The 26,684-nt window shown below is 70.2% G+C and carries 20 protein-coding genes; 11 read left to right on the plus strand and 9 right to left on the minus strand.

The genetic code is table 11. The features are described from left to right. Positions 1-9 precede the first annotated feature (9 nt). The 4 genes from F5972_RS27555 to F5972_RS27570 all read right to left on the minus strand — a co-directional run bounded on the left by F5972_RS27555 (position 10) and on the right by F5972_RS27570 (position 3,162). The gene (locus F5972_RS27555) at positions 10-954 is read right to left on the minus strand and encodes a hypothetical protein (RefSeq protein WP_150937362.1); all 945 of its coding nucleotides are present in this window, start codon (positions 952-954) and stop codon (positions 10-12) included. Beyond that, positions 951-1,163: a heavy-metal-associated domain-containing protein gene (locus tag F5972_RS27560; RefSeq protein ID WP_150937364.1), complete on the minus strand. Its 213-nt coding sequence runs from the start codon at positions 1,161-1,163 to the stop codon at positions 951-953. Before F5972_RS27560 ends, F5972_RS27555 begins: the two co-directional genes overlap by 4 nt. A 162-nt stretch (positions 1,164-1,325) precedes the next feature. Next, entirely contained in the window at positions 1,326-2,750 is a 1,425-nt protein-coding gene (locus F5972_RS27565) for an MFS transporter (protein WP_150937366.1), read from the minus strand. A gap of 136 nt (positions 2,751-2,886) precedes the next feature. After that, entirely contained in the window at positions 2,887-3,162 is a 276-nt protein-coding gene (locus tag F5972_RS27570; protein WP_150937368.1) for a heavy-metal-associated domain-containing protein, read from the minus strand. A 253-nt stretch (positions 3,163-3,415) separates the two neighbouring features. On the opposite strand from F5972_RS27570, the gene F5972_RS27575 reads away from it, so the two are divergent. Further along, positions 3,416-4,036 (plus strand): DUF305 domain-containing protein, encoded by a 621-nt coding sequence (locus F5972_RS27575; protein WP_150937370.1) that lies wholly within the window; start codon positions 3,416-3,418, stop codon positions 4,034-4,036. Between the two features lie 49 nt (positions 4,037-4,085). Here the strand turns inward: F5972_RS27575 and F5972_RS27580 are convergent, their stop codons facing one another. Next, the gene (locus tag F5972_RS27580) at positions 4,086-5,066 is read right to left on the minus strand and encodes a ferritin family protein (protein ID WP_225311947.1); all 981 of its coding nucleotides are present in this window, start codon (positions 5,064-5,066) and stop codon (positions 4,086-4,088) included. A gap of 148 nt (positions 5,067-5,214) precedes the next feature. Beyond that, positions 5,215-6,702, minus strand: a complete 1,488-nt coding sequence (locus F5972_RS27585) for a glycosyltransferase family 39 protein (RefSeq protein WP_150937372.1) — start codon at positions 6,700-6,702, stop codon at positions 5,215-5,217. Positions 6,703-6,932: 230 nt separating this feature from the next. Between F5972_RS27585 and F5972_RS27590 the strand changes: the two genes are divergently transcribed. The 5 genes from F5972_RS27590 (at position 6,933) to F5972_RS27610 (ending at position 14,091) form a co-directional block, all read left to right on the plus strand. Beyond that, the gene (locus F5972_RS27590; protein ID WP_150937374.1) at positions 6,933-9,239 is read left to right on the plus strand and encodes a heavy metal translocating P-type ATPase; all 2,307 of its coding nucleotides are present in this window, start codon (positions 6,933-6,935) and stop codon (positions 9,237-9,239) included. A gap of 156 nt (positions 9,240-9,395) precedes the next feature. Then, positions 9,396-11,057, plus strand: coding sequence for an ABC transporter substrate-binding protein (locus F5972_RS27595; RefSeq protein WP_150937376.1), 1,662 nt, complete (start codon positions 9,396-9,398; stop codon positions 11,055-11,057). Then, positions 11,054-11,989, plus strand: coding sequence for an ABC transporter permease (locus F5972_RS27600; RefSeq protein ID WP_225311948.1), 936 nt, complete (start codon positions 11,054-11,056; stop codon positions 11,987-11,989). The genes F5972_RS27595 and F5972_RS27600 overlap by 4 nt, the downstream gene beginning before the upstream one ends. Next, entirely contained in the window at positions 11,986-12,936 is a 951-nt protein-coding gene (locus tag F5972_RS27605; RefSeq protein WP_150937378.1) for a carbohydrate ABC transporter permease, read from the plus strand. Before F5972_RS27600 ends, F5972_RS27605 begins: the two co-directional genes overlap by 4 nt. Before the next feature lie 108 nt (positions 12,937-13,044). Further along, a complete protein-coding gene (locus F5972_RS27610) occupies positions 13,045-14,091 on the plus strand; it encodes a LacI family DNA-binding transcriptional regulator (RefSeq protein WP_150937380.1) in 1,047 nt (348 codons plus the stop codon). An 18-nt stretch (positions 14,092-14,109) separates the two neighbouring features. On the opposite strand, the gene F5972_RS27615 is transcribed toward F5972_RS27610, so the two are convergent. From F5972_RS27615 to F5972_RS27625, 3 genes are all read right to left on the minus strand, one after another. Next, complete coding sequence (locus F5972_RS27615) at positions 14,110-16,182, minus strand: alpha-L-fucosidase (RefSeq protein WP_150937382.1); 2,073 nt, start codon at positions 16,180-16,182, stop codon at positions 14,110-14,112. A gap of 160 nt (positions 16,183-16,342) precedes the next feature. Next, entirely contained in the window at positions 16,343-18,445 is a 2,103-nt protein-coding gene (locus F5972_RS27620; protein WP_225311949.1) for a cellulose binding domain-containing protein, read from the minus strand. 82 nt (positions 18,446-18,527) lie between these two features. Then, positions 18,528-20,699, minus strand: a complete 2,172-nt coding sequence (locus tag F5972_RS27625) for a cellulase family glycosylhydrolase (protein ID WP_225311950.1) — start codon at positions 20,697-20,699, stop codon at positions 18,528-18,530. 541 nt (positions 20,700-21,240) lie between these two features. On the opposite strand from F5972_RS27625, the gene F5972_RS27630 reads away from it, so the two are divergent. The 5 genes from F5972_RS27630 to F5972_RS27650 all read left to right on the plus strand — a co-directional run bounded on the left by F5972_RS27630 (position 21,241) and on the right by F5972_RS27650 (position 26,675). After that, on the plus strand, positions 21,241-21,750 hold the full coding sequence (locus F5972_RS27630; protein ID WP_150937385.1) for an NUDIX hydrolase: 510 nt from the start codon (positions 21,241-21,243) through the stop codon (positions 21,748-21,750). Between the two features lie 244 nt (positions 21,751-21,994). Continuing rightward, positions 21,995-23,026 carry an inorganic phosphate transporter gene (locus tag F5972_RS27635; RefSeq protein ID WP_150937387.1) on the plus strand — a complete coding sequence of 344 codons (1,032 nt, stop codon included), beginning with the start codon at positions 21,995-21,997 and terminating at the stop codon, positions 23,024-23,026. A 348-nt stretch (positions 23,027-23,374) separates the two neighbouring features. Next, entirely contained in the window at positions 23,375-24,067 is a 693-nt protein-coding gene (locus tag F5972_RS27640) for a hypothetical protein (RefSeq protein WP_150937389.1), read from the plus strand. Positions 24,068-24,090: 23 nt separating this feature from the next. Then, positions 24,091-25,320, plus strand: a complete 1,230-nt coding sequence (locus F5972_RS27645) for a metallophosphoesterase family protein (protein WP_191910336.1) — start codon at positions 24,091-24,093, stop codon at positions 25,318-25,320. Positions 25,321-25,391: 71 nt separating this feature from the next. After that, the gene (locus F5972_RS27650; RefSeq protein ID WP_191910337.1) at positions 25,392-26,675 is read left to right on the plus strand and encodes an MFS transporter; all 1,284 of its coding nucleotides are present in this window, start codon (positions 25,392-25,394) and stop codon (positions 26,673-26,675) included. Positions 26,676-26,684: the final 9 nt, after the last annotated feature.

Consider the following 26,684-nt stretch of genomic DNA (forward strand, 5'->3'; position numbering starts at 1 on the left):
TGCCCGGCGTCAGTGGCCGGAGTGGGCGTGCTCGGATCCGTGGTCCGCCGTGTCAGCGGGAGCGGCCCCTGAGGGTTGCCCCGCCCGTACGGTGAAGGCGGCGGTACGCACGGTCCCGTTGTGCTGGAAGTCGAGGAAGAGCCGGTAGTCGCCGCGGCTGGGCACCTCGGCGTAGAAGGTGATGCCCGGGCCTGCCGGGGTGACGCCGTCGCCCGGGGCGCCGTCGGGGTGGACGTGCAGGTAGGCCAGGTCGCCCACGCGCAGCGCGACCAGGTGGCCGTAGGCCGCAAGGTACGGCTGTAGGTCGGTCACCGGCCTGCCGTCCTTGCTGATCTCGGCGACCAGCCTGCTCGCCGTACCCGGCGTGAGGGTGCCGTCGAGCCGGACGGTGTATCCGTCCACTGTCACCCTACGGCTCGGCGGCGGCAGCGGCCGGGGCGCGTAGTCGCCGGCGGCGTACAGGTCCGCGCCGAGGGTCAGGCCTTCCCCGCCCTGGGGGACGAAGTCGGCGAAGACCCGATAGGCGCCGGCGTCGGGCAGCGTCAGCGGCACCGACCAGGTTCCGTCACCGGCGAGCTCCGGGTGCACGTGCCGGAAGACCGTCGCGTCGCGGCTCACCACGATGAGGTGCAGCTTCTTGTCGTGCTGCGTCTCGTAGGCGGTCACCGGGCGGCCGTCCGGGCCGTCCACCGTGAACCGGAACTCGGTCCGCTCGCCGGGAGTGATCGTCGTGGTCCGCGGGGTGAGGGTGTAGCCGCTCTGGGAAACCTGAAGCCCTCCCGGCACGTGGTCCGCCTTCGGCGCGGCCTGTGCCGGGGTCGCGTGGCCTCCGTGTCCGTTGCCTACAGGCGCCGACGGCGGAGTCGCGCCGACCGCGCCGCCGATGCCGAACGCTCCCGCGAAGGCCACGGCGAGGCCGAGTACGTAGGCGCCCATCCGGGCCGGTGTGTTCATGGGTGATCCACCACTTCGTATCCGGCCTCCTCGACGGCGGCCCTGATCGTGGCCGTGTCGAGGGGATTCTCGCTTTCGACTGTCACAAGCCCGGTAGCCAGATCGACCTCGACACCCGTGACACCGGGGACCTCGCCGACCTCTTCCTTCACGGAGCTGACGCAGTGACCGCAGGTCATGCCGGTGACAGTGTAGGTGGCGGTCGTCATGACACTTCTCCTTCGTTTGGCAATCGATCAGTAACGGGAGGGCCGGAGGCTTCCCCGACCTTTATGTCGCCCTTGGTAGGTCCGTTGTCCCTATTCAACACCCTACCCCCCTAGGGTATTTCCCGGGCCCACCGCTGCCCGGGGCGGACCCGCTCGACCGGCTCACACCTGCACGGACGTCTCTTCGGCACCCACAGCGGCGGGGGTGGCCGGCTTCGGCCCGCGCATGAGCAGCAGGGTCAGTACGGCCCCTGTCACTGCCACCACCGCCGCGCCGATGAACGCGGCCTGGAAGCCGTCGGTGAGCGCGGCCGGGCCGTCCGCACCTCCGGTCGCGGCGAGCGCGGTCATCACGGCCAGGCCGAGCGCCGAGCCGATCTGGTAGGTGGTGTTGACGATTCCCGAGGCCAGCCCGCTCTCCTCGGGCCGTACGCCGGACATCGCCGACATCATCGCGGGGATGTAGGCCAGGGACATGCCGACCGCCGCGACCAGCGAGGCGGGCAGCACATCGGTGACGAAAGCGCCGTCCGGCCGGACCAGGGACAGGCCGGCCACCCCCGCCGCCAGCACGGCGAGCCCGAGGACGATCAGGGGCTTGGCGCCGAACCGGCCGAGCAGCCTGGCGGTGATCCCGATCATGAAGATCATGATCGCGATCGTCATCGGGAGCAGGGCCGCTCCGCCGGGGAAGGCACTGTAGCCCAGGACCTGCTGCAGATAGAGGTTGAGGAAGTACCACATCGGGATCCAGGCGGCGCCCAGCAGCGCCATCGCCAGGTTGGCGACGGCCAGCCCGGGGGCGCGCCAGACGGCCGGCGGCATGAGCGGCTCCCGGATCGCCCGCTGCACGAGCAGGAACAGTGTGAGCAGCACGACCGCCCCCGCCAGTTCCAGCAGCGTGGCGGCCGAGCCCCAGCCCCGCTCGGGCGCCCGCACGATGGCGAACACGGCCAGGGCGATCCCGGCGGTGACGGCGACGCCGCCGAGCACGTCCACCGACCCGCGCCGACCGGCGACCGCGGGCAACAGCGCGGGTACGGCGAGCAGGGTCGCCACACCGATCGGGATGTAGACAATGAAGACCCACGGCCAGCTCAGATACTCGGTGACGACCCCGCCGAGGAACACCCCCGCGGTGCCGCCGGCCGGCGCGGCCGCGCCGTACAACGCCATGGCCTTGCCCAACTCCCGGGCATCGTGGGAGAAGAGCATCATGAGCAGGGTCATCGAGGCGGGGGCGATGAGCGCGCCGCCGACGCCCTGCACGCCCCGGCCGAGGATCTCCACCCACGGGCCGCTCGCCGCGGCGGCGACGGCCGACCCGGCGATCAGGATCAGCCAGCCGACGGTGAAGATCCTTCGGGCGCCGAACAGGTCGGACAGGCGGCCGCCGAGCAGCAGCAGGCCGCCGAAGGCGATGACGTAGGCGTTGAACACCCACTGCAGCGCGCCCGGGGAGAAACCCAGGTCGCGCTGCATATCGGGCAACGCGACACCGATGATCGAGGTGTCCATGATGACCATGAACTGCGCGGCGGCGAGCACGACCAGTGCCCGCCACCTGCGCGGATTGACGGCGTTCATGCCGCACTCCTGTTCTTCGCATCCGCCCCGCGATGGGAGGATGCGCTAGGGGGTTGGGTGTGACGTCGAATGACCGGCCCCGCGGGTGGGCGTGCATGCCAGTGCACGCCCACCGCCTTCTTCCGGGCCTGAACTCTTAGGACTGGCCGGCCAGTGTGTAGCCGGCCTGCTCCACCGCGGCGCGGATCTCCTCGTCGGTGAACCCCGAGCCGCTGACGGTGACCGCGCCGGTCGGCAGATCGACCGTCACGCCGGTGATGCCGCCGACCTTGCCGATCTCCCCGGACACCGACGAGACGCAGTGGCCGCAGGTCATCCCGCTCACCCGATAGACCCTGCCGTCCGCCGCACCCGTCTCAGCGGCCGCCTCGGCCTGAGCCGACTCCGTGCCGCACGCGCATGCCGTGCACATGTCCGTCCTCCTTCGCCTGGTACCCCTAGGGGGTAAATCCGGAGCGACCGTAACATACCCCCCTGGGGTTTGTCTTCCCTGGTTCGCTCCCCGAAGGAAGCCAGGTGGTACACCTCTCGGCGTGGTACAGCCGCCCCCAGAGCCGTCCGGCAGGGAAAGCTCGTGGGTGTCGCCCACCCGCAGGTCAGGTCCGGAAGCGATTCATGGGAAAGCCATGGGATGACGCGCACCCGCACACGGAGAGTGTTCGTCCATGAAGCGTCTTGCCGTTCCCGCCGCCCTGCTCTCGGCCGGCCTGCTGGCCGGTGCCTGCGGCTCCACGGACACCGCCACCCGCGAGGTGTCCTCCATGTCGTCCATGTCGGCGGCACCGGCCGAATCGCGGACTCCTGCCACCAGTCCGGCCGCCGATCACAACGAGCGGGACATCTGGTTCGCGCAGATGATGATCCCGCACCACCGCCAGGCTCTGGAGATGGCCAGGCTGGCTGAGGGGCGCGCCGCCGGCAGCAAGGTCAGGGAGCTGGCCAGGAAGATCGAAGCCGCCCAGGATCCCGAGATCCGGACGATGACCGGCTGGCTGGAGAGCTGGGGCGTCAAGGCCCCCGGCGAGGACGGCATGCCGATGGACCACATGGACCACGGCATGCCCGGAATGATGTCCGGCGAGGACATGAACAAGCTCAAGGGCCTCGAAGGCGCCGCCTTCGACAGGGCGTTCCTGACGATGATGATCCAGCACCACGAGGGCGCCGTCACCATGGCCGAGGAGGAGCAGGGCGCCGGCGTCTACGAGCCGGCCAGGCGGCTCGCCGGCTCAATCATCACCGGTCAGTCCGCGGAGATCAGCACCATGAGGAAGCTCCTGAAGTAGGACTTCCGGGCGGGTGGGCGATGATTCCCTCGCCCATCCGCCTCTGGTGTCAGCTCGACCTGGGGCACTGCCTGCCGAGCTTGGCGACCTTTCCGGAGAAGGCCTTCGCGTGCCTCAGCTCGTCCTTCGCGGTGCCGTTGAGCACTGCGGCCGCCTCGGTGTCGCCGGCCGCCGCGGCCTGCCGGGCGAAGCCCGGGTACATCCGCGTGCCCTCGTACGTCTCTCCCTTGATCGTCGCGCACAGGTTCGTCCCGGTGTCGCGGACCGCGCCGGCGAGGTTCGCGTGCGCGGCGAAATGCTCGGTGCGCTCGACGGCGGCGGTGCGGTGGAACAGCCTGGCGAGCCTGGGCTGCCCGGTCTCCCGTGCCCGGTCTCCGTAGAGGGTGTATTTGGCGTAGGCGAAGGCCTCGCCCTTCATCGCCGCCCGGAGGTTCTCCAGGGTCCTGGACGAGGAGACCTTGGACGGGCCGGCCTGGATCTCCACCGGCTCGGCCCGTACGTCGGTCGGGATCGTCGCCCCGGACGACGGGTCGGTGATGGCCTTCCGCGCCTGGCGGAACTTCTCCCGGTGCCTGGCCTCGTCCCGGCCCACCTCCGAGAAGAGCCTGGCGGCCTCCTGGTCGCCGTCCGCCCTGGCCTGCCGGGCGAACTTCTTGTACATCGTCGTCGCCTCGTACGACTCGCCGCCGATGCTGTCGCGGAGATTCGCCGCGTTGTCGCCGACCAGGCCGATCAGCTCCGCCTGCTCGGTGAAGTGCTCGCGTAACTCGGTGTGCGCGGTGTGCCGGTACAGGTTCGCGACATCGGGCAGGTTCTCCCGGTCGGCCTGCTTGGCATAGGCGCGGTAGGTGACGTTCGCCAGCGCCTCGCCCTTCATCGACTTCGTGACGTTGGTACGCGTGGACGGGTCGACGTCGTCCGAACGAGGAGCGGACGCCGCCATCGCGCACCCGGCTCCCACGGACAGAAGGACGACCGTGCCCGCGGTCGTGAGCGAGATTCTCCAGCAGACGAGACCTCGGGTTTCCATGTGACCCCCCGATGAGCGTGCGGTCCGGCACGAGCAGGGCGGTTTCCCGCGTGGTCACCAAGTCGCTACGGAACACCAGCCCTTCTGACGGTGATACCCCGCCGGCCGAATCCCCGGGACTCGCGGTGGTCAAGGATTCGGACGCCGGTCAGGGCCGCCGGCCCCCGGCGGCGCGACGAGGGAGGTAGGCGGTGTAGCCGGTGCCCCGGAGCCGGTGGGCCCTCCACGCCTGGACGTAGCCGGGAGGTGGGGAGCTTCTGTCGGCGAGCGCCGCGGTGGGTTCGGTCGCGGCGCGGCGCAGCAGGGCGGCTTCGGTGATGTTGCGGTTGTTGCCGCTGACGTCGGCGGAGGCGCAGCCGGCGTAGTAGCCGATCGGCTGCGAGTGACTGCCGGTGACCAGGCAGGGCGGGCGCAGGCCGAGGCGGCGCAGTCCGTCGGCGACCGCCCGGTAGCGGTCGGCGGTGGCCCGCGCACCGGCGGCCCTCTCCTGGAGCACCTCGTACTGCACCGTCAAATGCGCGACGAGCAGCGCGGCCAGGACACCCGCGACGACGATCCGGCCGGGCGCCGGACGGACGGCCCGCACGGTACGCGCCGCCAGCGTGGCGACGGGCAGGGCCAGCAGGGCGTATACGGGCAGGAAGAAGCGCGGCGCGGAGTAGCCGATGAGGAGGAGATAGGGGACGCTCAGCGCGGCGGCGCACGCCGCCGGCAGCACGGTCTCGGCCGCCCGCCCGGTGCGCAGGGCCACCGCGCAGGCCGTCAGGGCGAGCACGGGGAGGGCCAGCCACCACAGCGTGAGTGCCGGGTGCGTCAGCGGGACCGCGCAGGGGCGGCACAGCAGAGGCCCGTTGAGGCTGCGCCAGGCGTCTCCCCCGGCCCAGTGCAGGCCCATGCCGCCTTCGGTGGCGCTGGAGGCGTGCAGGCGGGCGCCCACGCCGCCCCACCGCACGTACGCCTCGGCGACCCATTGGGCGGCGCCTGCGGCGAGCCCGCCCGCGACGGCGAGGGCGGGGGCCGGGCGCCGCCAGACGGGCACCACGCCGCAGGCGGCCAGCAGCGGCGCCGCGAGCCAGACGCCGTCGGAGAACCGGAAGAGCGTGGCCGCCGCGACGGCGCCGCCCAGGCCGATGAGCACGCCCCAGGAGGCGCCGGGCCGCTGGGCGCGCAGGAACCAGCCGGTCGCCGCCACCGCCGACAGCGCCACCCACAGGTTGGGCATGGCCTGGGGGCCGTACAGCACGGTGACCCACAGGCCCGCGAACAGCAGGGCGGCGAGCGCGGTCCGGCCGGGCCCGAGCAGCGGACGCCAGACGCGGTACGCGGCGTAGAGCGCGACGGCCGACAGCAGCGCCAGCACGATCCTGATCACCGAGGTGGAGCCGGTGACGGCCAGCACGGGGGCCGCCAGGAAACTGATCCCCCGCGAACGCGGCGCGCTGAAGTAGGCGGCCGGATTACGCGGATCGACCTGGGACAGATACACCGTCTCGTCCCAGCCGAGCCCGAGGAGAGGCGTGACGAGGGCCAGCTGGGCCGTCGCGTAGCCCGCGGCCACGAGGGCGAGCCACGGGATCCGCCCGCGCGCCCGGCCCTCCGCCCCCTCCTGCGGCCGGACCGCGGCCCGGACGGTCATGCGCCGATCACTTCGCCGTACGACGGCCGGATGGCCCCGGCCAGGCACAGGAGAAGGGAAGTGGACATCGTCCCCCCGGAACGCGGGCCCATTCGGATCACAGCAGCCTACCGCCGGCCGCGGTTGCCGAGTGGTGACGGTTCGGGGGCCGTTCGGCACTGTCGGCCGGCCCGCCGGGGCTGTCGGATGGAGGCGACACTTCGGCGACATTCCACGCGTGGAGGCTCGACATGCCGCGTCCTCTCGGCGTCCTGGGTGATCGGTGGCGGGAACAGGCGTTTCTGGCTGCGACGGGTGTGGCGCTGGTGGGCGGTGGCGCGGCCTGGCTGGCCGGGGCCACGGCCGTCGCGGACGGGTTCTGGACGGCGGGGACCGCGGTGGCCGTCGTGCCCGCGGTGGTGTGGGTGGTCGCCGCGGTGCGGAAGGGGCGGGCGGGTGTCGACCTGATCGCGGCGCTGGCGCTGGCCGGGACCCTGGCCGTCGGGGAGCACCTGGCCGGGGCCCTGATCGCGCTCATGCTGGCCACCGGGCGGGCGCTGGACGCGGCGGCGGAGCGCCGCGCGTCACGCGATCTGCGTGCGCTGCTGGAGCGCGCGCCGCGCTCCGCCCGTCGCCGCAGCGGCGGCGACGTGGTCGTCGTCCCCCTGGCGGACGTACGGATCGGGGACGTGGTGGTGGCCGGCCCGGGCGAGGTGGTGCCGGTGGACGGCCGGGTCCTGACCGGGCCGGCGATGCTGGACGAGTCCGCGCTGACCGGGGAGTCCGCACTGGTCGAGCGCGGCGCGGGCGAGGCGGTCCGCAGCGGCGTGGTCAACGCCGGGGCCGCGGTCGACATCGAGGCGACGGCGACCGCCGAGGACAGCACGTACGCGCAGATCGTCCGGCTGGCCGAGCAGGCGGGCGCGCAGCGGGCGCCGGTGGTGCGGCTGGCCGAGCGGTACGCCGCCTGGTTCCTGCCCCTGTCGCTGGGGGTCGCCGGGGCGGCGTGGTGGCTCAGCGGGTCCGCGGTGCGGGCGGTGGCGGTCCTGGTGGTGGCGACCCCGTGCCCGCTGTTGCTGGCCGCCCCGGTCGCGATCGTCTCGGGGTTGTCGCGGGCCGCGCGCCGGGGTGTCGTCGTCCGGGACGGCGGGGCGCTGGAGCGGCTGGGGCGGGCCCGCACCCTCCTGCTGGACAAGACAGGCACCCTGACCACCGGCCGTCCACGGGTTCTGCAGGTCGTCGCCGCCCCCGGCCGTACCCCGTCGGAGGTGCTGCGGCTGGCGGCGTCACTCGACCAGATGTCCGCTCACGTGCTGGCCGAGGCGATCGTGGCGGAGGCGCGGGCCCGCGGCCTGGCGCTGCCGGCGCCGCGGGAGGTGACCGAGGAGCCCGGCCGCGGAGTGACCGGCACGGTGGACGGGCGGCGCGTGACCGTGGGCAAGACGACGGCACCGCTCGACGCCCGTCCCGGCTGGGCTCGCGCGGCCGACAACCGGGCCGCCCTGGACGGCGCCGCCGTCGCCTGGCTCACCGTCGACGGCACGTTGTGCGGTGCGGTCCTGCTGCTGGACCCGCTGCGGCACGACGCTCCCCGTACGCTGCGGCGGCTGCGCTCGGCGGGGATCGGCCGCCTGCTGATGCTGACCGGCGACCGCGCCGAGCCCGCCCGGGAGGTCGCCGCCGTGGTCGGGCTGGACGAGGTGCGGGCCGAGCAGTCGCCCGCCGACAAGGTCGCCGCGGTCAGGGCGGAGGCCGCACGGGCCGTGACGGTCATGGTCGGCGATGGCATCAACGACGCCCCGGCACTGGCGGCGGCCGACGTCGGGGTGGCGATGGGGGCGCGCGGGTCCACCGCCTCCTCCGAGGCCGCCGACGTGGTGCTGGTCACCGACCGGGTGGACCGGCTCGCCGACGCCATGGAGATCGCGGTGCGCACGCGGCGCATCGCCGTGCAGTCGGCCGCGGGCGGCATGGCCCTGTCGCTGGCGGCCATGGTGGCCGCGCTGCTGGGCCTGCTGCCCCCCGCGGCCGGGGCGCTGCTGCAGGAGGGGATCGACGTGGTGGTCATCGTCAACGCGTTGCGTGCGGTGCTCCCCCGGCGCGGCGCCGGGCCGGTGCTGGAGCCGGCCACCGAGGACCTGATCCGCCGCTTCGCCGCCGAGCACGACGATCTCGCCGACGTGCTGGACGCCGTACGCGACGCCGCGGGCCTGCTCGCCGTCGAGCACGGGCCGCGCGTATTGGGCGCGGTGCGGGAGGTCGACCGGTTGCTGACCGAGCGGTTGCTGCCGCACGAGTACGCCGAAGAGCACGAGCTCTACCCGGCGCTGGCCGGTCCCCTCGGCGGACGAGAGGCGACCGCGACGATGAGCCGGGCGCACAGTGAGATCGACCGCCTGGCCCGCCGGATCGGCACGCACGTGAGAGTCGCCGGCGCCGCCGGCCGGTTGCGGCCCGAGCAGCTGGAGGACCTGCGGGCCTGCCTGTACGGGCTGCACTCGGTGCTGCGACTGCACTTCGTCCAGGAGGAGGAGAACTACTTCTCCCTCGCCCCCTGACCGCCAGGACCGTGATTCTTTCATCGAGGGAGAGTCGTCCGACCAGGTCGTCGAAACTTTCGTTTATGTCGTGTTCTTGTTCTTCCCGAAAACGGGTCACTAGTCTCGCGGCGACGTAGAAGCGCTTCGACGACCTCGAAGGGGACGGCCCCCACCGTGAGACCCGAGTTGAACCGCAGAAGCTTCGTCGCCCTCGCCGCGGCGGCTCCCCTCCTTGCCGCCTGCGGGGGCGGGGCGCGGCAGAAGGCCGGCGCGAACACCGGGGCGGGCCTGCGAGCGGCGTTACCGGCCTACGTGCCCAGCGGCTCGGTCAGGCCGGACATCCCGTCCGTGGCGGGCGGAGCGGGAGCCGCGACCGATCCCGCCTTCCTGGCCTATCCCTCCAGCCGCGTCGCCACCGTCCGGGGAGTTCCGGGCAGGGGCGGGAGCTACACCGCCGTCACACCGCTGTGGGGCACGGTGCCGCCGGCGGGAAACTCCTTCTACGAGGCCATGAACACGGCCCTGGGCGTCACCCTCACCATGAAGCCGGCGGACGGCAACAACTACAACACGATCGTCCCGACGATGACGGCCGCCAGGCGCCTGCCCGACTGGATCCAGCTGCCGACCTGGTGGAACTCCGTCTTCGACGTCGGCGGGCTGGCCGGGACGCAACTCGCCGACCTCACGCCCCACCTGGCGGGCGACAAGATCAAGAGGTATCCGAACCTCGCCGCCATCCCGACCGGCGCCTGGCAGACCGGAGTGTGGGGCGACAGGTTGTACGGCATCCCCTCCTTCTCCAGCGACTTCGTCGTCGCGGGCGCCGTATTCAACCGCCGGGACATCCTGGAGGCGAAGGGAATCACCGCCGGCCAGGTGCGGTCGGCCGACGACCTGATGAACCTGGGCAAGGAGCTGACGGACGCCCGACGCGGCGTCTGGGCCTTCGACGACGTGTGGACCTATCTCTTCCCCGCCTGGAACGTCCCCCTGACGTGGGACGTCCAGGACGGCAGGCTGATCCACAAGTACGAGATGCCGCAGTTCTTCGAGGCGCTCGACTGGCACCACCGCATGGCGCGGGCGGGCTACCTGCACCCGGACGCCGTCGCCGGCCGGAACGCGGACGCCGCCACCCGCTTCTACTCGGGGAAGGTCCTGATCAGTGGGGGCGGCACCGGCGCCTGGAGCCTCACCGACCACCAGTCCGGCACCGCCGCCGACGCGGACTACCGCCGCGGCGCGTTCGACTTCTTCGCCGCCGACGGCACGAGCGCGCCCCGCGTCGCCATGGGACCCTCCACGAACGTCGTCAGCTATCTCAACAGCAGGCTGCGGCCGGACCAGATCGAGGAACTGCTGGCGGTCGCCGACTATCTGGCCGCCCCCTTCGGCTCGGCGGAGTACACGATGGTGAACTTCGGGGTCGAGGGCGTCCACTTCGCGATGAAGAACGGGGTCCCGACCGCGACCGAGGACGGCAGGAAGTTCGTCCAGGCGATGACCTTCCCGTTCCTGGCCTCGCCGCCCGCCGTGATCAGCAACCCCGGCGCCGCCGTCGTCACCAGGGACCACGCCGCCTGGCAGGCCGCCAACGTCAGGGCGCTCTACAAGCCGGTCTTCTGGAACATGAACATCGGCATGCCCCGGTCTCTGTCGGCGGCCGCCGCCGCCCAGGCCGTCGAGGACGCCGTCAAGGACTGCTACCACGGGAGAACGAAGGTCTCCGAGGTCCAGGCCGCCGTCTCCACCTGGAAGACCGGTGGCGGCGGCGACCGGCTCAAGCAGTGGATGACCGACAACGTGCTGGACAAGTACGGCACGGGCCGGTGACCACCCCTCACCCGTTGCGGGAGCGTCCGGGCCGCCGGATCAGGCTGCGGCGCGACCGCTCCCTGCTGATCATGGTCGCTCCCGCGGTCGTCCTGCTGCTGGTCTTCAACTACGCCCCGCTGTTCGGACTGTTCACCGCGTTCCAGTACTACGACCCGCCGGCCGGGGTCGGGAACAGCGAGTGGGCGGGCTTCGACCAGTTCCGCCGGCTGTTCGCCGACCCGTTGTTCTGGGGCGCGCTCCGGAACACGCTCTATCTCAGCCTGGTCCAGCTGGTCCTGTTCTTTCCGATTCCGATCGCGCTGGCGCTCCTGCTCAACTCGGTGCTCAGCGTGCGGGTGCGCACCTTCATCCAGTCGGTCGTCTACTTGCCGCACTTCTTCTCGTGGGTGCTGGTCATCACGATATTTCAGCAGATGCTGGGTGGTGCGGGTGCGCTGAACCAGTTCCTGCGCTCGCACGACCTGCAGACGTGGGATATCACCACCGATCCGGGAACCTTCGTACTGCTGGTCACCTCCCAGGTGGTCTGGAAGGAGGCCGGCTGGGGGATCGTCGTCTTCCTGGCCGCTCTGTCGGCCATCGATCCCGGGCTCTACGAGGCGGCGGCCGTGGACGGCGCCGGACCCTTCCGGCGGATGTGGCACATCACCCTTCCGGGCCTGCGCGGAGTGATCGTACTGATGCTGGTGCTCCGCCTCGGCGGCGCGCTCTCGGTCGGCTTCGAGCAGTTCCTCATCCAGCGCGACGCGGTCGGCCACGAGACCGCGGAGGTGCTGGACACCTATGCCTTCTACTACGGCATCGGCACGGCCGACTACAGCCTGGGCGCCGCGGCCGGGCTCTTCAAGAGCGTGATCTCGCTCCTGCTCATCTGGGGCGCCAACAGGCTGGCGCATTCCTTCGGCGAGGACGGGCTGTATCGGAGATGACCAAGGTGTTCACCATCGGAACCCGTACGAGTGCGCCGACGACGCCGCGAGCGCGGCGCCCGCCCTGGCAGGAGCGGCCGACCGTCGCGGGCCGGTCCGCCAAGGGCCTCTCCCTCGGCGGGGTGCTGGCGCTCATGCTGGTCCCGCTGTGGATCGTCGTGGTGACCAGCCTCTCCACTCCCGGCGCCGTCAACCGGGCCGGCGGCCTCGTGATCTGGCCGGACGGCCTCACCTTCCAGGCGTACCGGGAGATTCTGACCGACCCGACCGTACGCACCGCCCTGATGGTCAGCCTCGGCATCACGGTCGCCGGCACGGCGCTGTCCATGGTCGTCTCGGTCCTGTGCGCCTACGGACTGTCGCGGCCGGGTTCGCCCGGGCACCGCCTAGTCCTGGCGCTGCTGGTCGTCACGATGTTCGTCAGCGGCGGGCTGATCCCCACCTTCCTGGTGGTGACGGGCCTCGGCGGCTACGGGCGGTGGTGGGCGCTGGTCCTCCCGAGCGCGGTCTCGGTCTTCAACATCCTGGTGCTCCGCGCCTTCTACACGAGGACCTCCGCCGAACTGGTCGACGCGGCGCGGATGGACGGCGCGGGCGACTGGCGGATCCTCTGGTCGGTGGTCCTGCCGGCCTCGCGCGCGGTGACCGCGGTGATCGCCCTCTTCTACGCCGTCGGCTACTGGAACTCCTTCTTCACCGTCATGCTCTACCTGCCGACCGACAGCGAGAAGTGGCCGTTGCAGTACGTGCTGCTCACCTATGTCAACCGCGGGGCCGGGATGCCGGGATCGGTCAACGCGGGCTTCGGCATGGCGTACGCGCGGACCGCTCCCCTGTCGACGCAGATGGCGGTGGTGGTGCTGACCCTGGTGCCGCTTCTGGTCGTCTACCCGTTCGTCCAGAAGCACTTCCGTACGGGGGTTCTCACGGGCGCGGTCAAGGGGTGAAGCACCCGGCCACCACGGGTGCCAGAATGGCTCCAGACCGTCGCGTCGAGGCCGGTCGACTCAGGCGGACGGCGTGACGGACGTGCCGTTGACGAGGGAAGGGCGAACGTGACGGACAACCGATCGGACGGACCCGCGGCCGACGAGCAGAGCTCGCAGGGCGGCGGGCCGGGGTCGGTCACCATCGCCTACATCGCCGAGTCGGCCGGGGTCTCGATCCCCACCGTGTCGAAGGTGATCAACGGGCGCTCGGGGGTGTCGGCCCAGACCCGCGCCCGGGTCGAGGAACTGGTCACCCAGTACGGATACCGCAAGCCGAGCGGAAGCCGGAGCAACATCGTGGAACTGGTGTTCCGCGAGCTCGAGAGCATGTGGGCCGTGGAGATCATCCGTGGGGTCGAGCGGGTGGCCCGCAAGAACCGCGTCGGAGTCATGGTCTCGGAGTTCGGCCTCCGCGACTCGGTGGGCATGTCCATCGACGACACGGTCGGACGCCGCCCTCAGTGCGTCCTTTCGGTGGCGCAGCTCGCGCAGGCCGAGCGCGACCAGCTGACCGCGAAGGGCATCCCGTTCGTCGTCTTCGACCCGATCGACGAACTGCCGGACGACGTGCCGTTCGTGGGCGCCACCAACTGGAGAGGCGGCCAGGCGGCGGCCCGGCACCTGATCGAGCTGGGGCACCGCCGCATCGCCATGATCGGCGGCCCGGATCACCCGTTCTGCCGTGCCCGGCTGGCCGGCTATCTCTCCGCGCTGGCCGAGGCCGAGCTGCCCGCCGATCCCGGCCTCATCGTCCGCACCCTGCTCACCCGCGAGCACGGCTACGCCGCGGCACGCGACCTGCTCTCCCGGACCGACCGGCCCAGCGCGATCTTCACCGCGAACGACCTGCAGGCGCTCGGCGTCTACCAGGCCGCCCGCGAGGCGGGACTGTCCATCCCCCAGGACCTGAGCGTGGTCGGTTTCGACGACCTGCCGGTCGTGGCGTGGGTCGACCCGCCGCTGACCACCGTTCACCAGCCGTTGAACGAGATGGCGGCCGCGGCGACCGAGCTGGCGCTGGCCCTCGGGCGCGGCGAGGAGATCACCCAGGTCGGGCTGGAGATCGCGACCACCCTCACCGTCCGCGAGAGCACAGCGCCCCCCAAGCGCTGAGCACTCGCCGTCACCGCGTCAGCTCCGGGTCCACTTCTGGTTGTTTCCGCCATTGCAGGCCCACAGGACGATCTTCGTGCCGTTGGCGGTGCCCGCACCGTACGCGTCGAGGCACTTGCCGGACTGGACGCCGCTGACCGTGCCGTCGGCGTTCAGGTTCCACTGCTGGTTGACACCGCCGTTGCAGTCCCAGATGACGACCTGGGTGCCGTCACCGGTGCCCTGGCCGTAGGCGTCCAGGCACTTGCCGCCGTAGACCCGCAGCTCCCTGGAGGAGGTCGGCGTCCACTGCTGGTTCGGCTGGCCGTTGCAGTCCCACAGCTGCGCCGGCGCGCCGTTCGCCTGGGAGGCGCCGTTGACGTCCAGGCACCGGCCCGAGCCGACACCCTTGATCGGGCCGGCCGGCGAGGTGCTGCCGCCGGGGCGGCGGTACAGGCCGACCTCGGCGATGGCGGGATTGGCCCGGGCGCCGGTGATCCGCAGCCTCACCTGGCTGGTGCTGACGGGAGAGGCCAGGCGGATCAGCTTCTTGTGCCCGATCGTGGTGTCGGTCGCGATCTGGGTCCAGGAGCTGCCGTTCCACGAGTCGAGCGCGAACGACCTGGTTCGCTGACCGATGTTCAGGTCCTCCTGCACCGAGATGACGTCGAAGGTCCGCGCCGCCGGCAGGGTCAGCACGAGTCCGCCGGTCGTGCCGGTCGGCTGCCAGGAGCTGTCCAGGTTGCCGTCCTGCGCGAGGCTCGGGGTGTGACCCGTGCTGTTGGAGGTCCCGCTGTCGTTGGCGACGGTGGCGCCGTTCGCCAGGTTGGTGGCGAACGTCTGCGACACCATGGTGCCGAACTGCGACAGGGTGTCGATCGCCGACTGGTCCAGCAGGCCCTGCCGGTTGGGGGAGATGTTCAGCAGGAAGTTGCAGTTGCGCCCCACCGACCCGTAGTAGATCTCCAAGAGTTCGGTCGGGCTCCGCCAGGTCTCACCGGTCTGCCAGAACCAGTTGTGGCGCGCCGACAGCGTCCCATTGCACTCCGCGGGAGACCACCGCAGCACGTTCCACGAGCTGGTCCCGTCCGACTTGCGCTGGGACAGCACCGCGTCGCTGCCCACATCGGCGGCGGTGTTGAACCCCGGCACCGGCAGCGCGGTGTCGGCGGCGGTGGCGGGATCGCCGTTGGTCGGCACAACCGACCACTCCGACTGGCGCGCGTAGCCGTTCTCGTTGCCGACCCAGCGCACGTCCGGCCCGCCGTCGCCCTCCATGACCGCGTTGGGCTGCAGTCTGCGGGCCATGGTGGTCCAGTCCCTGAAGTTGTAGGGCTGGGTGCGGCCGGTCGGGTTGGCACCGTCCAACCACAACTCGTCGATGCCGCCGTAGCGGGTGAACAGCTCGTAGAGCGTGTTCTCGAAGTAGGTGTTGTAGTCGTCGGAGTTGAAGGTGAACGTCACCCCGTTGACGATCTCGGAGGAGTCGGTCGGGATCGTCACCTGCCTGGACGGGCTGCCGTTGGCGAACTTCCCGCCGGGCTGGTTCTCGTGCAGGTCGGCCGGTGACACGTACAGACCGGCCTTCAACCCGTACTTGTGCATGGAGTCGGTGAAGCTCTTCACCACGTCACCCTGGCGGCCCTGCCAGGACGAGGACGCGACACCGAAGTTGCTGTACTTGGACGGGAAGAGCAGGAACCCGTCGTGGTGCTTGGCGGTGAGGATCGCCCCCTTGAACCCGGCGGCCTTTATCGCGGCAGCCCACTGGTCGGTGTTGAGGCCGGTGGGCTGGAACGCGTTCGGGTCCTCGGTGCCGGTGCCCCACTCCCGGCCGGTGAAGGTGTTGATGCCGAAGTGGATGAAGTTGTACTGCTCCAGCCGTTGCCAGGCCAGTTGACGCGACGACGGCACGATGTCCGCGGCCTTGGCGATGATCGTGGCGGACGAGTCCGACGGCGCCACCGGGGCCACCTGGACCGAGGCCGCCAAGGCGGGGGCGGTCGTCGCCGGCGCGAGCACGACCAGCCCCAGCACGGAGAGTGCGGTCAGCGTTCTTCTCGCGAAGGCGCGCGTCCTCGGCGCGGATCCGAGCCTGTTGGAGGGATGCATGGGCAGTCCTTTCCGGAGCGTGTGGGGTGCGGCGTCAGCTTCGGGTCCAGGTCGTATCGATTCGATGACGATCAAAGGTCGATCTTGGGCAGCTGGGGAGGACACGTGTTGCTCGTACGACCAGGCGGTGCGGGCCGGACGGCCCGCACCGCGGGGCGGGTCAGTACGAGTAGGTCGTGGTGCAGACGGTGCCGTTCAGGGTGAAGGAGGCGGGCGGCGGGTTGGCACCGGTCTGGTTGCCGACGAACCCGAGGCTGACGGTGTTGCCGGCGTTCGGAGCGAGGTAGGTGTTCGAGCCGGCCGGGGTGACGACCACGTGGCTGCCGTTCGTCGAGAAGGTGCCGTTCCAGGTGCTGTCGGAGACCGATTCGGTCGTGGCCGGGAAACTGAACGCCAGCGTCCACCCCGTGATGGGGGTGGAACCGGTGTTGGTAACGCTGATGTTCGCCACGAAACCGCTGCCCCAGCCCGTCGCGAGGGTGTAGGTGACGGCGCAGGTGCTGTCGCGCGGCGTTCCCGTGACGAAGGTGACCGGCGTCGAGGGCATCGAGAGATGGCCCTTCTGGTCGACCGCGAGCACGTTCAGCGTGTAGGAGGTGCCGGGGACCAGGTTCCGCGCGGTGAACGAGGTCGAGGTCGACTCACCGAGCAGCACGCTGTTGGTGCCGAACTGCTGGTAGACGGCGTAGCGGGTGACGGCGCCGCCGGTGGACGGCCGCCAGGAGACGGTCGCGGTGCCGGCGGTGACGTCGCTCGCCACCGGGCTGCCGGGCGCGGTCAGCGTGGTGCTGACCGGGTTGGTGGCCGACGGCGTGAGCTTGAGCGTCACGATCGAGTACGGCGGGACGACCTGCGTGCTCGCGGTGCCCTGCTTGGACGTGGCGATCGCGGTGTACCCGGAGCCGAGGGTGTGGACGGTCGGGGTGGCGTTGCTCGGGGTCCAGCCGTCGTAGCCGAGGTGCACGGTGTAGGCGTTGCCGGGGTCCTGGTTGATTAGTTCGACGCTGAGGCCGCCGTCGGCGTTCCGGGCCGCGTGTACGGTGACGAGCCGGTTGTCGGAGGCGGCCTTGACCAGCGTGTCGCCGGGAAGCGCCACCCTGCTGAGCATCTGCAGCGCGTAGTAGGGCGCGAACGGCGTGTTGAGCGGTGGTTCGCAGACGTTGTCACTGTTGCAGTTGCCGCTCGACAGCAGGCCTCCGTCGCCGTACGACGTCGTCCCGTCGGGCGCGGTGGTGACGTCGCCCATGCCGTTGCGGGTGTCCCAGTAGTCCACCGTGAAGACGCCGTTCTCCAGCGCGGCGAAGTAGACGTCCGCGGTGAACAGGCCGCCGACCTGGGTGTCCGACTGGTAGTTGGACGAGGTCTCCGTCAATGCGATACCGATGTTGGGGCCGTTCCGGCCGGCGTACCGGTCGATCTGCCGCCGCACCTGCTCCAGTTCGCCGGGAAGCAGCCGCACCTGCTGGAGGACGTCCGCGGCGGTGGTGTGGTTCGGGTAGTAGTGCATGATCACGAAGTCGATGTACGGCCCCGCGATCGACAGCACCGTCTGGTTCCAGGCCGCGGTGTCCCCGTCCCCCACGACGCCGTCGGGCCAGTTGCCCGGATCGGTGACCACGGCCCCGATCTTGATCGTGGGATCGACCGCCTTCATCGCCCGGGCGTACTCCACCACGTTGTTCGCGTACGTGGCCGGCGTCTTGCTCTCGTGGTAGTCGAGCTCCCAGTCGGCGCCGTAGTGACCGTTGCCGAAGATCTCGTTGCCGATCTCCCAGTATCTGACGCCGTACCCCTTGGTGACATTGGCGTACTTCACCCAGTCGGCGGCCTCCTGGGCCGTGCCGGAGCCGTAGTTCGCGATGAGGATCGCCTGGGCGTCGATGGCCTTGACCGTGCCCATGAACGAGTCGAAGTCCGTCCCCGGCGCGACGTACCCGCCGCCGGAGACGGTGCTGGTCTTCCAGTGGAAGCCGTCTCCGTACGAACCGCCGGGATACCGCATCATCCGCACGCCGGCCTTGCCGAGAAGGTCCACCGACGCCGGGGTGTTCATGTTTCCGTCCCACACCGCCTGGTTGAGGCCGTACGCGGTGCCGGGCACGGTGCCGAGGCCCTCACGGGCGTTGACGGTGACCTCGACGGCCGGGGTCGCCGCCTGGGCCACGGTGCCCGGGGTGGCGAGGACGGCACCGGCGAGTGCCACGGCCGCGCCCATGGCGAGCCGGCGCCGCCGGCCGCGACCGCGGAGAAACGACAGGTCCACTGGTTCTCGCTTTCTGGAGTTCGCCCGCGCCGGAGACGGGGGCCGCGGCCGATGTGGCCGCGACCCCCGTTCGGTGTGTTGGTCAGGTGGTGCTTCCGGTCACCGTGGTGCCCGACTTGGTGATGTAGTAGGTGATCTTCGTTCCACTCCAGAAGTGGAAGGTGAGGGTGACGCGGCCGTCGTTGACCTCGGCGAAGAACTCGGGTTTCAGGATGATGGTGTTCGCGGTGTAGTCGGGCTGGAAGCTCGCCCAGAACTCCTTGTACGAGGTCCAGTTGGCCGGTCCGGCGGGGCTGCCGTCGGCGTACTTGGCCTCCATCGTGGCGAGTTGGTCACCGCGGAACTGGGTGGGGATGGAGAACGAGGATGTCGTGCCGGTGGCGGCGGCCTGGGTCGGCGGGTCGGAGGTGATGACGCTGATCTGCCAGGGCGCGCCCTGGGAGAAGCGGGCCTCGATGGTGGCGTTCACGCCGTAGGCCCGGTTGCCGGCCAGCCGGGTGAGGGCGGCCGCGGTGAGGGTCAGCGTGGTGCCGGACACGGTGTAGTCCGTGCCGTTCACGAGGTTGGTGCTGCCCTGCCGCAGGCCCTGGAACGAGGTGCCGTTGAGGTTGAGCGTGAGCGACCTGGCGGTGATCGTGCCACTGCGCGGGAGATACACCTGGTCGGAGGAGGCCGTGCCGGATCGCACGGTCCAGCTGGCCTTCATCATCTCGTAGATGCCCTGGTCGCGCCATCGCAGCTCGTTGCGCTCCAGGAACGAGCCCGCGTCCCAGAGCATGGTGGTGAGCTTGCGGATGCGGGCGTTGTAGCCGACGGCCTCGATGTACTTCAGGAACTCGCCGCGTTCGATGATGCCGGGCCGGGTGTAGTCGTAGGCGAGCAGCGCCCACTCTCCGATGATCACGGGGATCCCGCGGGACACGAACGTGTTGTACACCCGGTCGAAACCGCCGACCAGGTCGCTCTCGACGTTGCTGTCGTAGCGGGTGCCGCCGGCGATGTTGGCGCTGAACGGCCACCACCCGTAGAAGTGCACCGTCGCGGCGAGGTTCGGGTCGCGCAGCTGGTTGAAGGTGCCCGTCAACGCGTCCAGCCGGGCCTGCTCGGAGCTGGTGTAGAGGGTGGGCAGCACGAGCAGCCGGGTGGCGTTGCCGCCGCCGGACGCGCGCACCAGGCGGACGAACGCGGTGTTGAGCTCGTTCAGCACCTGGTCGCTCTCGCTGTCACCCGAGGTGCCGGTGAACTGCGGCTCGTTGATGCTCTCGAACACCAGCTTCTGCGAGTAGTCACGGAACGTGCCGGCGAGCTGCCGCCACAGCGCGTTGTACCGGTTCATCACGGTCGTACGGTCGCCGGGGTACCCGTTGATCCACTGCCAGGAGTCGTGATGCAGGTTGATCATCACGTAGAAGCCCTCGGCGAGGGACCAGTCGACCACCTGGCGGACGCGGCTCAGCCAGGCCGCGTCGAGGGTGTAGTCGGGCGCCGCGCCGTGGTGGTTGCTCCAGGTGATCGGGATCCGGATGCTGTTGTATCCCTGGGACCGCACGTAGTGCAGCATGGCCTGGGTCGTCGGCGGGTTGCCCCACGACGTCTCGTCGGGAATGGCGTCGAAGGTGTTGCCCAGGTTCCAGCCGGGCTGCATGGCGGCCACCCTGGCCATCGCGTCGCCCGGCTGCGGAGACGCCGAGGGCGAGGGAGACGGCGACGGGCTCGGCGACGCCGAAGGCGACGGGCTGGGGGAACGCGACGGGCTCGCGGACGGGGACGGGCTGGGAGATCGCGACGGGCTCGCCGAGGGCGACGGGCTCGGCGACGGCGAGCCGACGTTCCCGGTGCACGCGACGCCGTTGAGCGTGAAGGCGCTCGGCGCGGTGTTGGCGCCCGACCACGACCCGTTGAAGCCGAAGGACACCGTCGCGTTGGTCGCGATGGCCGCGTTCCAGCTCACGTTGGCGGCGGTGACCTGCGCGCCCGACGAGGTGATCGTGCTGTTCCACGGCTGGGTGACCTGCTGCCCCGAGGGGAAGGTCCAGGTGAGCTTCCATCCGTTGATCGGGTCACCGAGGTTGGTGACGCCCACGTCGGCGGTGAAACCACCCGGCCACTGAGAGGTGACCGCGTACGCCACGCGGCAGCCCGCGGCCGCCTGGGCGTTGACGGCCGTCATCACCCCTGCCGGCAGCAGTACGGCCAGGGCACCGGCGACCATGCTCACCCACAGCCGCGCTCTGTGTAAGAGCCGCAGATTCAAGAGTGGCCTCCTTTGTCTTCTTTCACAGGTCTTGTCGTGGCGGACGGCAGGCCGGCTGCGTGGGATCGCTCTCGGCAGCCGCATCAGGACGTGCCGATGAACGTCGGAACATGGGTGCCACTACCGTCGAACGGGTTCGGGTCCGTTGATGCGCGAAAGTAGGTCGATCTCAGCTACGCAACAACAACTTGATATGGCGCGAAACATAGCATCGCGATTTGCGGGAGTCGTCCTCCAGCGCATCGCCGCCGAGTCGGCACACGGGCGGCCTCATCAGGGTGATCCTTGTGGAGAGGGTCCCGCTCGCTCCCGCTCCACGTCAGGGGTGTGATGACCACTCCCCCGCCATCTGTTCACGAGCCGCGAGGGATAGGACCTCAGAAAATTTCGCGAAACCGAGGCTGAAAGTTTCAGTTGAAGGTGACCGCCACGGCGATCACCGAACCGGTCCCCCTGTAAGCCGCCCACGCGCCCTCGGGAAGGCTCCGGTGACGGATTCCTTCCCTGCCTCTCGCCGCCGCCTCGGCCTAAGATCGGCAGGGTGACCGTCCCCGCCACGCGAGCCAGCGCACGCGTTCTGCTGGTCGACCGCGACGATCGGCTCCTGCTGTTCCGTTTCCGGGCCACCGACGATCTGCCCGTCTCCCACTTCTGGGCCACGCCCGGCGGCGGTGTCGAAGACGGGGAGACCCTTGCCCAGGCGGCGGCGCGCGAACTGTTCGAGGAGACGGGTCACACCCTGGCTCCGCAGCGGCTGGGTCCGGTGGTGGCCGTCTCCTCCGGTCCTGCCCGATTCGGCGAGTTCACCCTGCAGGCCGTCGACTCGTTCTTCTTCACCCGCCTCGACAGCCTGACCCTGGCCCCCCTGGACCTGGAGGCCCACGAACTCGAGGCGATCGCCGCGCACCGCTGGTGGACCGTCCACGAACTTCAGACCACCTCCGACCTCGTCTTCCCCGTCGGCATCGGCGCGCTTCTGCCCCGGCTGCTCGCCGGTGACCTCCCCGCCGAGCCGGTGCAGCTGCCCTGGCGGCCGTCCGCCACCCGCTGAGGTCCTCCGAGAGCCCCACGCGAAAGCGTCCGGGCGCTATTGCCGTCGGACAGACGAACGGCGATCATGAACTCGGAGTGACGAAACGGTGAACGCCGAACAGGCGGCGGCGCCCGATGCGCCGGCTTCGAGAATCGCTTTTCCTTCCGACGTGTAGTCCTGCTGACGTGTGGTCCGGCCCAGCCGTACCTCTTGCCGCGCGCGCTTTTCCTCACGAGCACCACTACCCCCCGGAGGCAGACGCATGGAAGTGCTCGTACTCTTGCTCGTACTCCTACTCGCCGCCGCCAACGGAGCGAACGACGTGCCGAAGGGCGTAGCCACGCTCGCCGGCGCCGGTGTGACGAAAATCCGCACGGCCATCGCATGGGGCACGGTGGCCACCGCCCTCGGCTGCCTCGTCTCGCTGACACTGGCGTCGAAGATGACCCAGCTCTTCTCCAAGGGCATCGTCTCCGCCACGCCCACCCCGGCCTTCACGGTCGCGGTGCTGATCGGAACCATCTTCTGGGTCGTCCTGGCCACGGTCCTGAAGCTGCCCGTCTCCACCACCCATGCCCTGGTGGGCTCGCTTCTCGGCGCCGGGAGCCTGTTCGCCGGTTCCTCGGTCGAGTGGAGCGGGCTGCTCGGGAAGGTCGTGCAGCCGCTGCTGCTGAGCATCCTGGTCGCGTACGCCATCTCGGCCGTACTGGGAATCATCACCCGGAAGGTCGTGACGATCCGTACCGCGAGAAGGGAAAGGGCCCTGGCTCCGGTCCCGGACGGTGACGCTGCGCCGGTCGCGACCGTGACGAAACAGGCCGAGCCGACCAGGGCACAGCAGGCCATCGGGATCGCCCACTGGGCGACAAGCGGGCTGGCGAGCTTCGCCCGGGGCCTCAACGACGCTCCCAAGATCGTTGCTATCGGCTCCTTCGCGCTGGTGGGCGGGATGACCCCGACCGGCCTGCTGTTCGCCGTCACCGCGGCGATGGCCGTCGGAGGTGTCGTGGCGGGCTCCCGCATCGCCAACCGGCTCGCGTACTCCGTCATCAAGATTCCGCACGTCGAAGGTTTCACCGCCAACCTGACGACCGCGAGCCTCGTCGGGCTGGGTGCCATATTGGGCCTGCCCATGTCGACCACGCAGGTCTCCGCGGGAGCCATCTCCGGCATCGCGGCCAACGATCTTTCCAGGCTCAACAAGAAGACGGTCCGTGACCTCCTGATCGCATGGTTGTGCACACCGCCCGTCGCCGCCGCCGTGGCCGCCGGGGCGTATCTACTTCTCTCGTAACGCGGCGGATCTGCCCGCTCCCCGAGGGATCGAAGGGACCAGCCATGCCCCCGATGCCCAGCGTCCTGTTCGTGTGCGTACACAACGCCGGCCGTTCCGGCATCGACATCGGCGCCGCGACGCCGAAGCTCCCCTGCCTGGAGGATCGGTTCCGGCAACAAGTTGCCTGGCAACTTGTTGCCAGGCAACCGGCGCTTCACCGATGACCTGCGCGAGGACGAGAGTGATGACCTACGGCCGGTCTCTTTCGGGCGACGAGACCGGCCCGCACCGACGGGAGAACCAGGTCACCCCGCGAGGCGACGACGTCCTGTCTCGCTTACCTGTCCTACGACTCGGGAGATCCTCATGCAGTTCGATCACTCTGCGGTTGAGCAGGTTCTGGCCAATGTCGAAGAGCTCGGTCTCGTCAGCGAAGTGGAGCGAGGCGAGATCCTGTCCGTGCTCACACCGGAGTTCCCCTACGCGGCCATGCTGCAGTACACCGATTCGGTGCACGCCCACGTCAAGGTCGACGACGTCGACGCGCTGCCGCACGGCAGGCTCAAGGAACTCGGCTACCGCCCCGAGAACGCCGAGCCGGGATACATCAAGTACTCCACGGACGCGGCGATCAATCTCATCTTCTCCTCGATCCCCATCTCGCAGGACGACAACATCCCCGGGGCCGTCACCCTGTCGAAGCCGTTCATGGACCATGTCGGCATCGACATGCGGGACGAGGCCGCGCAGACGTTCGAGGCGTTCGAGGAGGTGCCGGCGCGGGCGGCGGAACTCGGGTGGCGCGAGGTCCCTCAGGGAGGCTCGACCCCTGTCCACTGCTGCCACACCCAGATGAAGTCGAAGCACTGGGTCTACCCGCCGGAGACGTGGCAGGGCTGGCGGCGGCCGATCGAGTTCGCCTTCGGCACGCTCGTGATCTTCGACAAGAAGATGGGATGCGACCTCCGCCCGCTCGACCCCGGTCACCCTCTGGCGCAGCAGAGTGCGCCGTGCTGCGGCGCGCCCGCCGCCGAAACCGCCGACGCGTCAGCCGAGTAAGGGGGAAAGACGAGGCCGGGCGAATGAGGATCGCCGTCTGCGGTGGTGTCTATTCCAATCCCTGGGCTCTTCGTGCGTTCGTCGACGACGCCCGCCGAAACCAGGCCGACCGCCTGTACTGCCTCGGAGATCTCGGCGGGTACGGCGCGGAACCGGACGCCGTATGGCCGCTGCTGACCGGCAACGACGTCATCTGCGTGGCGGGCAACTACGACGTGGCGATCGCGTCGGGTGCGCAGGACTGCGGCTGCGGATATCGGGACCCCCGTGACCAGGAATACGCCGGGATGATGTACGACTTCACCCTCCGCACCACCGACCGCCGCTTCGCGGCGTGGATGGGGACGCTTCGCACGGAGCGGCGGGAGAAGCTGGACGGCTGCGACGTGCATTTCGTGCACGGCTCGACCACGGGCCTCAACGATTTCTGGTGGGAATCGCTGCCCGAGGCGGAGCATCGCCGCCGAGTGGAGGCGAGCGGCGCCGACGTCATCATGTGCACGCATTCGGGACTGCCCTGGATCAGGCGCATCGGAGACAGTCTCGTGGTGAACGTCGGGGTCATCGGGCGGCCCGCCAACGACGGTGACCGGCGTGTCCGCTACGCACTGGTCGACCTCGATGACGGAGTCGCGCGAGCGCGGATCATCCGCCTGCACTACGACTGGCGGTCACACGCCGAGGCGTTGCGCCGGGCGAAGTTCCCCGAGGCGTTCGCCCGCACCGTGACCACGGGCTGGTGGACGACCTGCCTCGAGGTGCCGCCGACCCGCGAAAGAGCCAGAGGACGTTTCCACCTGTACGACTCCAGCGTCCCCCGTCTGCTGGAACCTTTCGGCCTGGGCGAGGACGCCTGGCCGGACCCCGATCCCTCGATTCCCGTCCGATCCCTGTGGGGCTCGCCGCTCCTGCCGGATCACATCTGGTACACCCGCCCACCAATAGGCGTCGACGACCTGACCGAGGCCGCGGCCGGCTGTGCGATCTCACACGTGCGGCCTTCCGACGGGCACTCCCCCGCCATGCGCTATATCGGCGAGGCACGCCGGCCGCTCCCGGAGCTGACCCTCACGGATCAGGGCTGGTCATGGCACCCGCGGCTGGCCTCCGAGCCGCCGTTCCTCGCCCATCCGGCCGAGATACCGCCGCTCGCCGCTTCCGTCGACGCCGCCCGAAGCGGAGCGGTGGAGGTTCTCCTCGAGGAACTGCAGGCGCAGAACCTGCTGCTGCCACCCAACTACTGCGCCGGCTGACCGAGTGCCGCCGGCCGGCCGTCGTCCGGCGACGTAGCCGTACGCCCACGTACCGGTTCCAAAGGGAGAGCATGACCACCTCACCTGACGCCCTCAGCGCGGAGTCGATCGGCACACGACTGGATCGGCTCCGCTGGAGCGGCACCCATCTGTCCATCCTGATGGCGCTCGGCGCGGGATGGCTCTTCGACTCCTCGGAAGTCAACCTCGTCGGCAGTGTCATCAATCCACTCAGCGAGCATTTCCAGGCGACGGTCGAGCAGTCGTCCCGGATCTTCTGGGTGTGGTTGCTCGGCGTACTGTTCGGAGCGCTCGCCGGAGGGGTGCTCGCGGACCGGTTCGGGAGGCGCCGGCTCTTCCTCGTGACTCTCCTCTGGTACAGCGGATTCACCGTACTGACCGCCGCCAGCCCCAACCTGGAGGTGCTCTACGTCCTCCGCTTCCTGACGGCGCTCGGCGTCGGAGCGGAGTACGGGATCATCAACGCCGCCATCATGGAGTTCATGCCGGCCCGCGTCCGGGGCAGGAGCGCGGCCGCCGTCCGTGGTGGCTGGCCGCGCGAGGACGGGTGGAGGAGGCCGAGGCGATCCTGCGGAGGATGGAGCAGAGGGCGGACGTCGACCCCGGCGCGTCCGTCCCCGGGGGACGCGCCCGAAGCCCCCGCGACGACGCATCGCCCGGCCCTCGCCGAACTGGTCCGCCGCTATCCGGGGCGCCTGCTGCTCGGCTGCGTGCTGGACCTGTCCGAGGCTTTCGGGTACTACGGGCTCTCCGCGCTTCTGTCCATCGTCGTCCTCAAGCAGGTGCACTACACGGACGCGGAGATTCCCTTCTTCTTCATCCTGGGAAACGTGGGCGCCCTGATCGGGGGCATCGGCATGACCCTCGCGTTCGATCGCCTCGGGCGACGATGGTCGGTCGGCACCTTCTACGCGCTCGCGGCGGCGGGCATCGGAGTGCTCGCCGCGGCGACCTCCACGGGCGACAAGGGCCTGGTCCTCGCCGCCACCATGCTGGCGAACGCCGTCGCCACGGGAGCCTGGACGGCCGCCTATCCGACCTTCACCGAACTGTTCCCCACGCACCTGCGAGCCGCCGGAATCGGCACCAGCGTCGCCGTCGGACGGATCGGCGCCGCCTACGGGGCTCTCTACCTGCCGACTCTGGCAGTCCAGATCGGCGCCACGGCGAGCTATGTCCTCATCGCGGCCTTCTGGAGCATCGGGGCCATCGCCATGATCGTCTGGTCCGTTTCCGGCGGCGTCGACGGAGCGCGGCAGCCTCTCTCCGCGCTGAGCGCCGGTGCCCGCGGCACGGCCGGCCTGAGCCCGTCCGCCGGCCCCCTCACGAAGTAGGCGTGCTCC

It is taken from the genome of Microbispora cellulosiformans, assembly GCF_008728085.1.
GTDB classification, from domain to species: Bacteria; Actinomycetota; Actinomycetes; order Streptosporangiales; family Streptosporangiaceae; genus Microbispora; species Microbispora amethystogenes.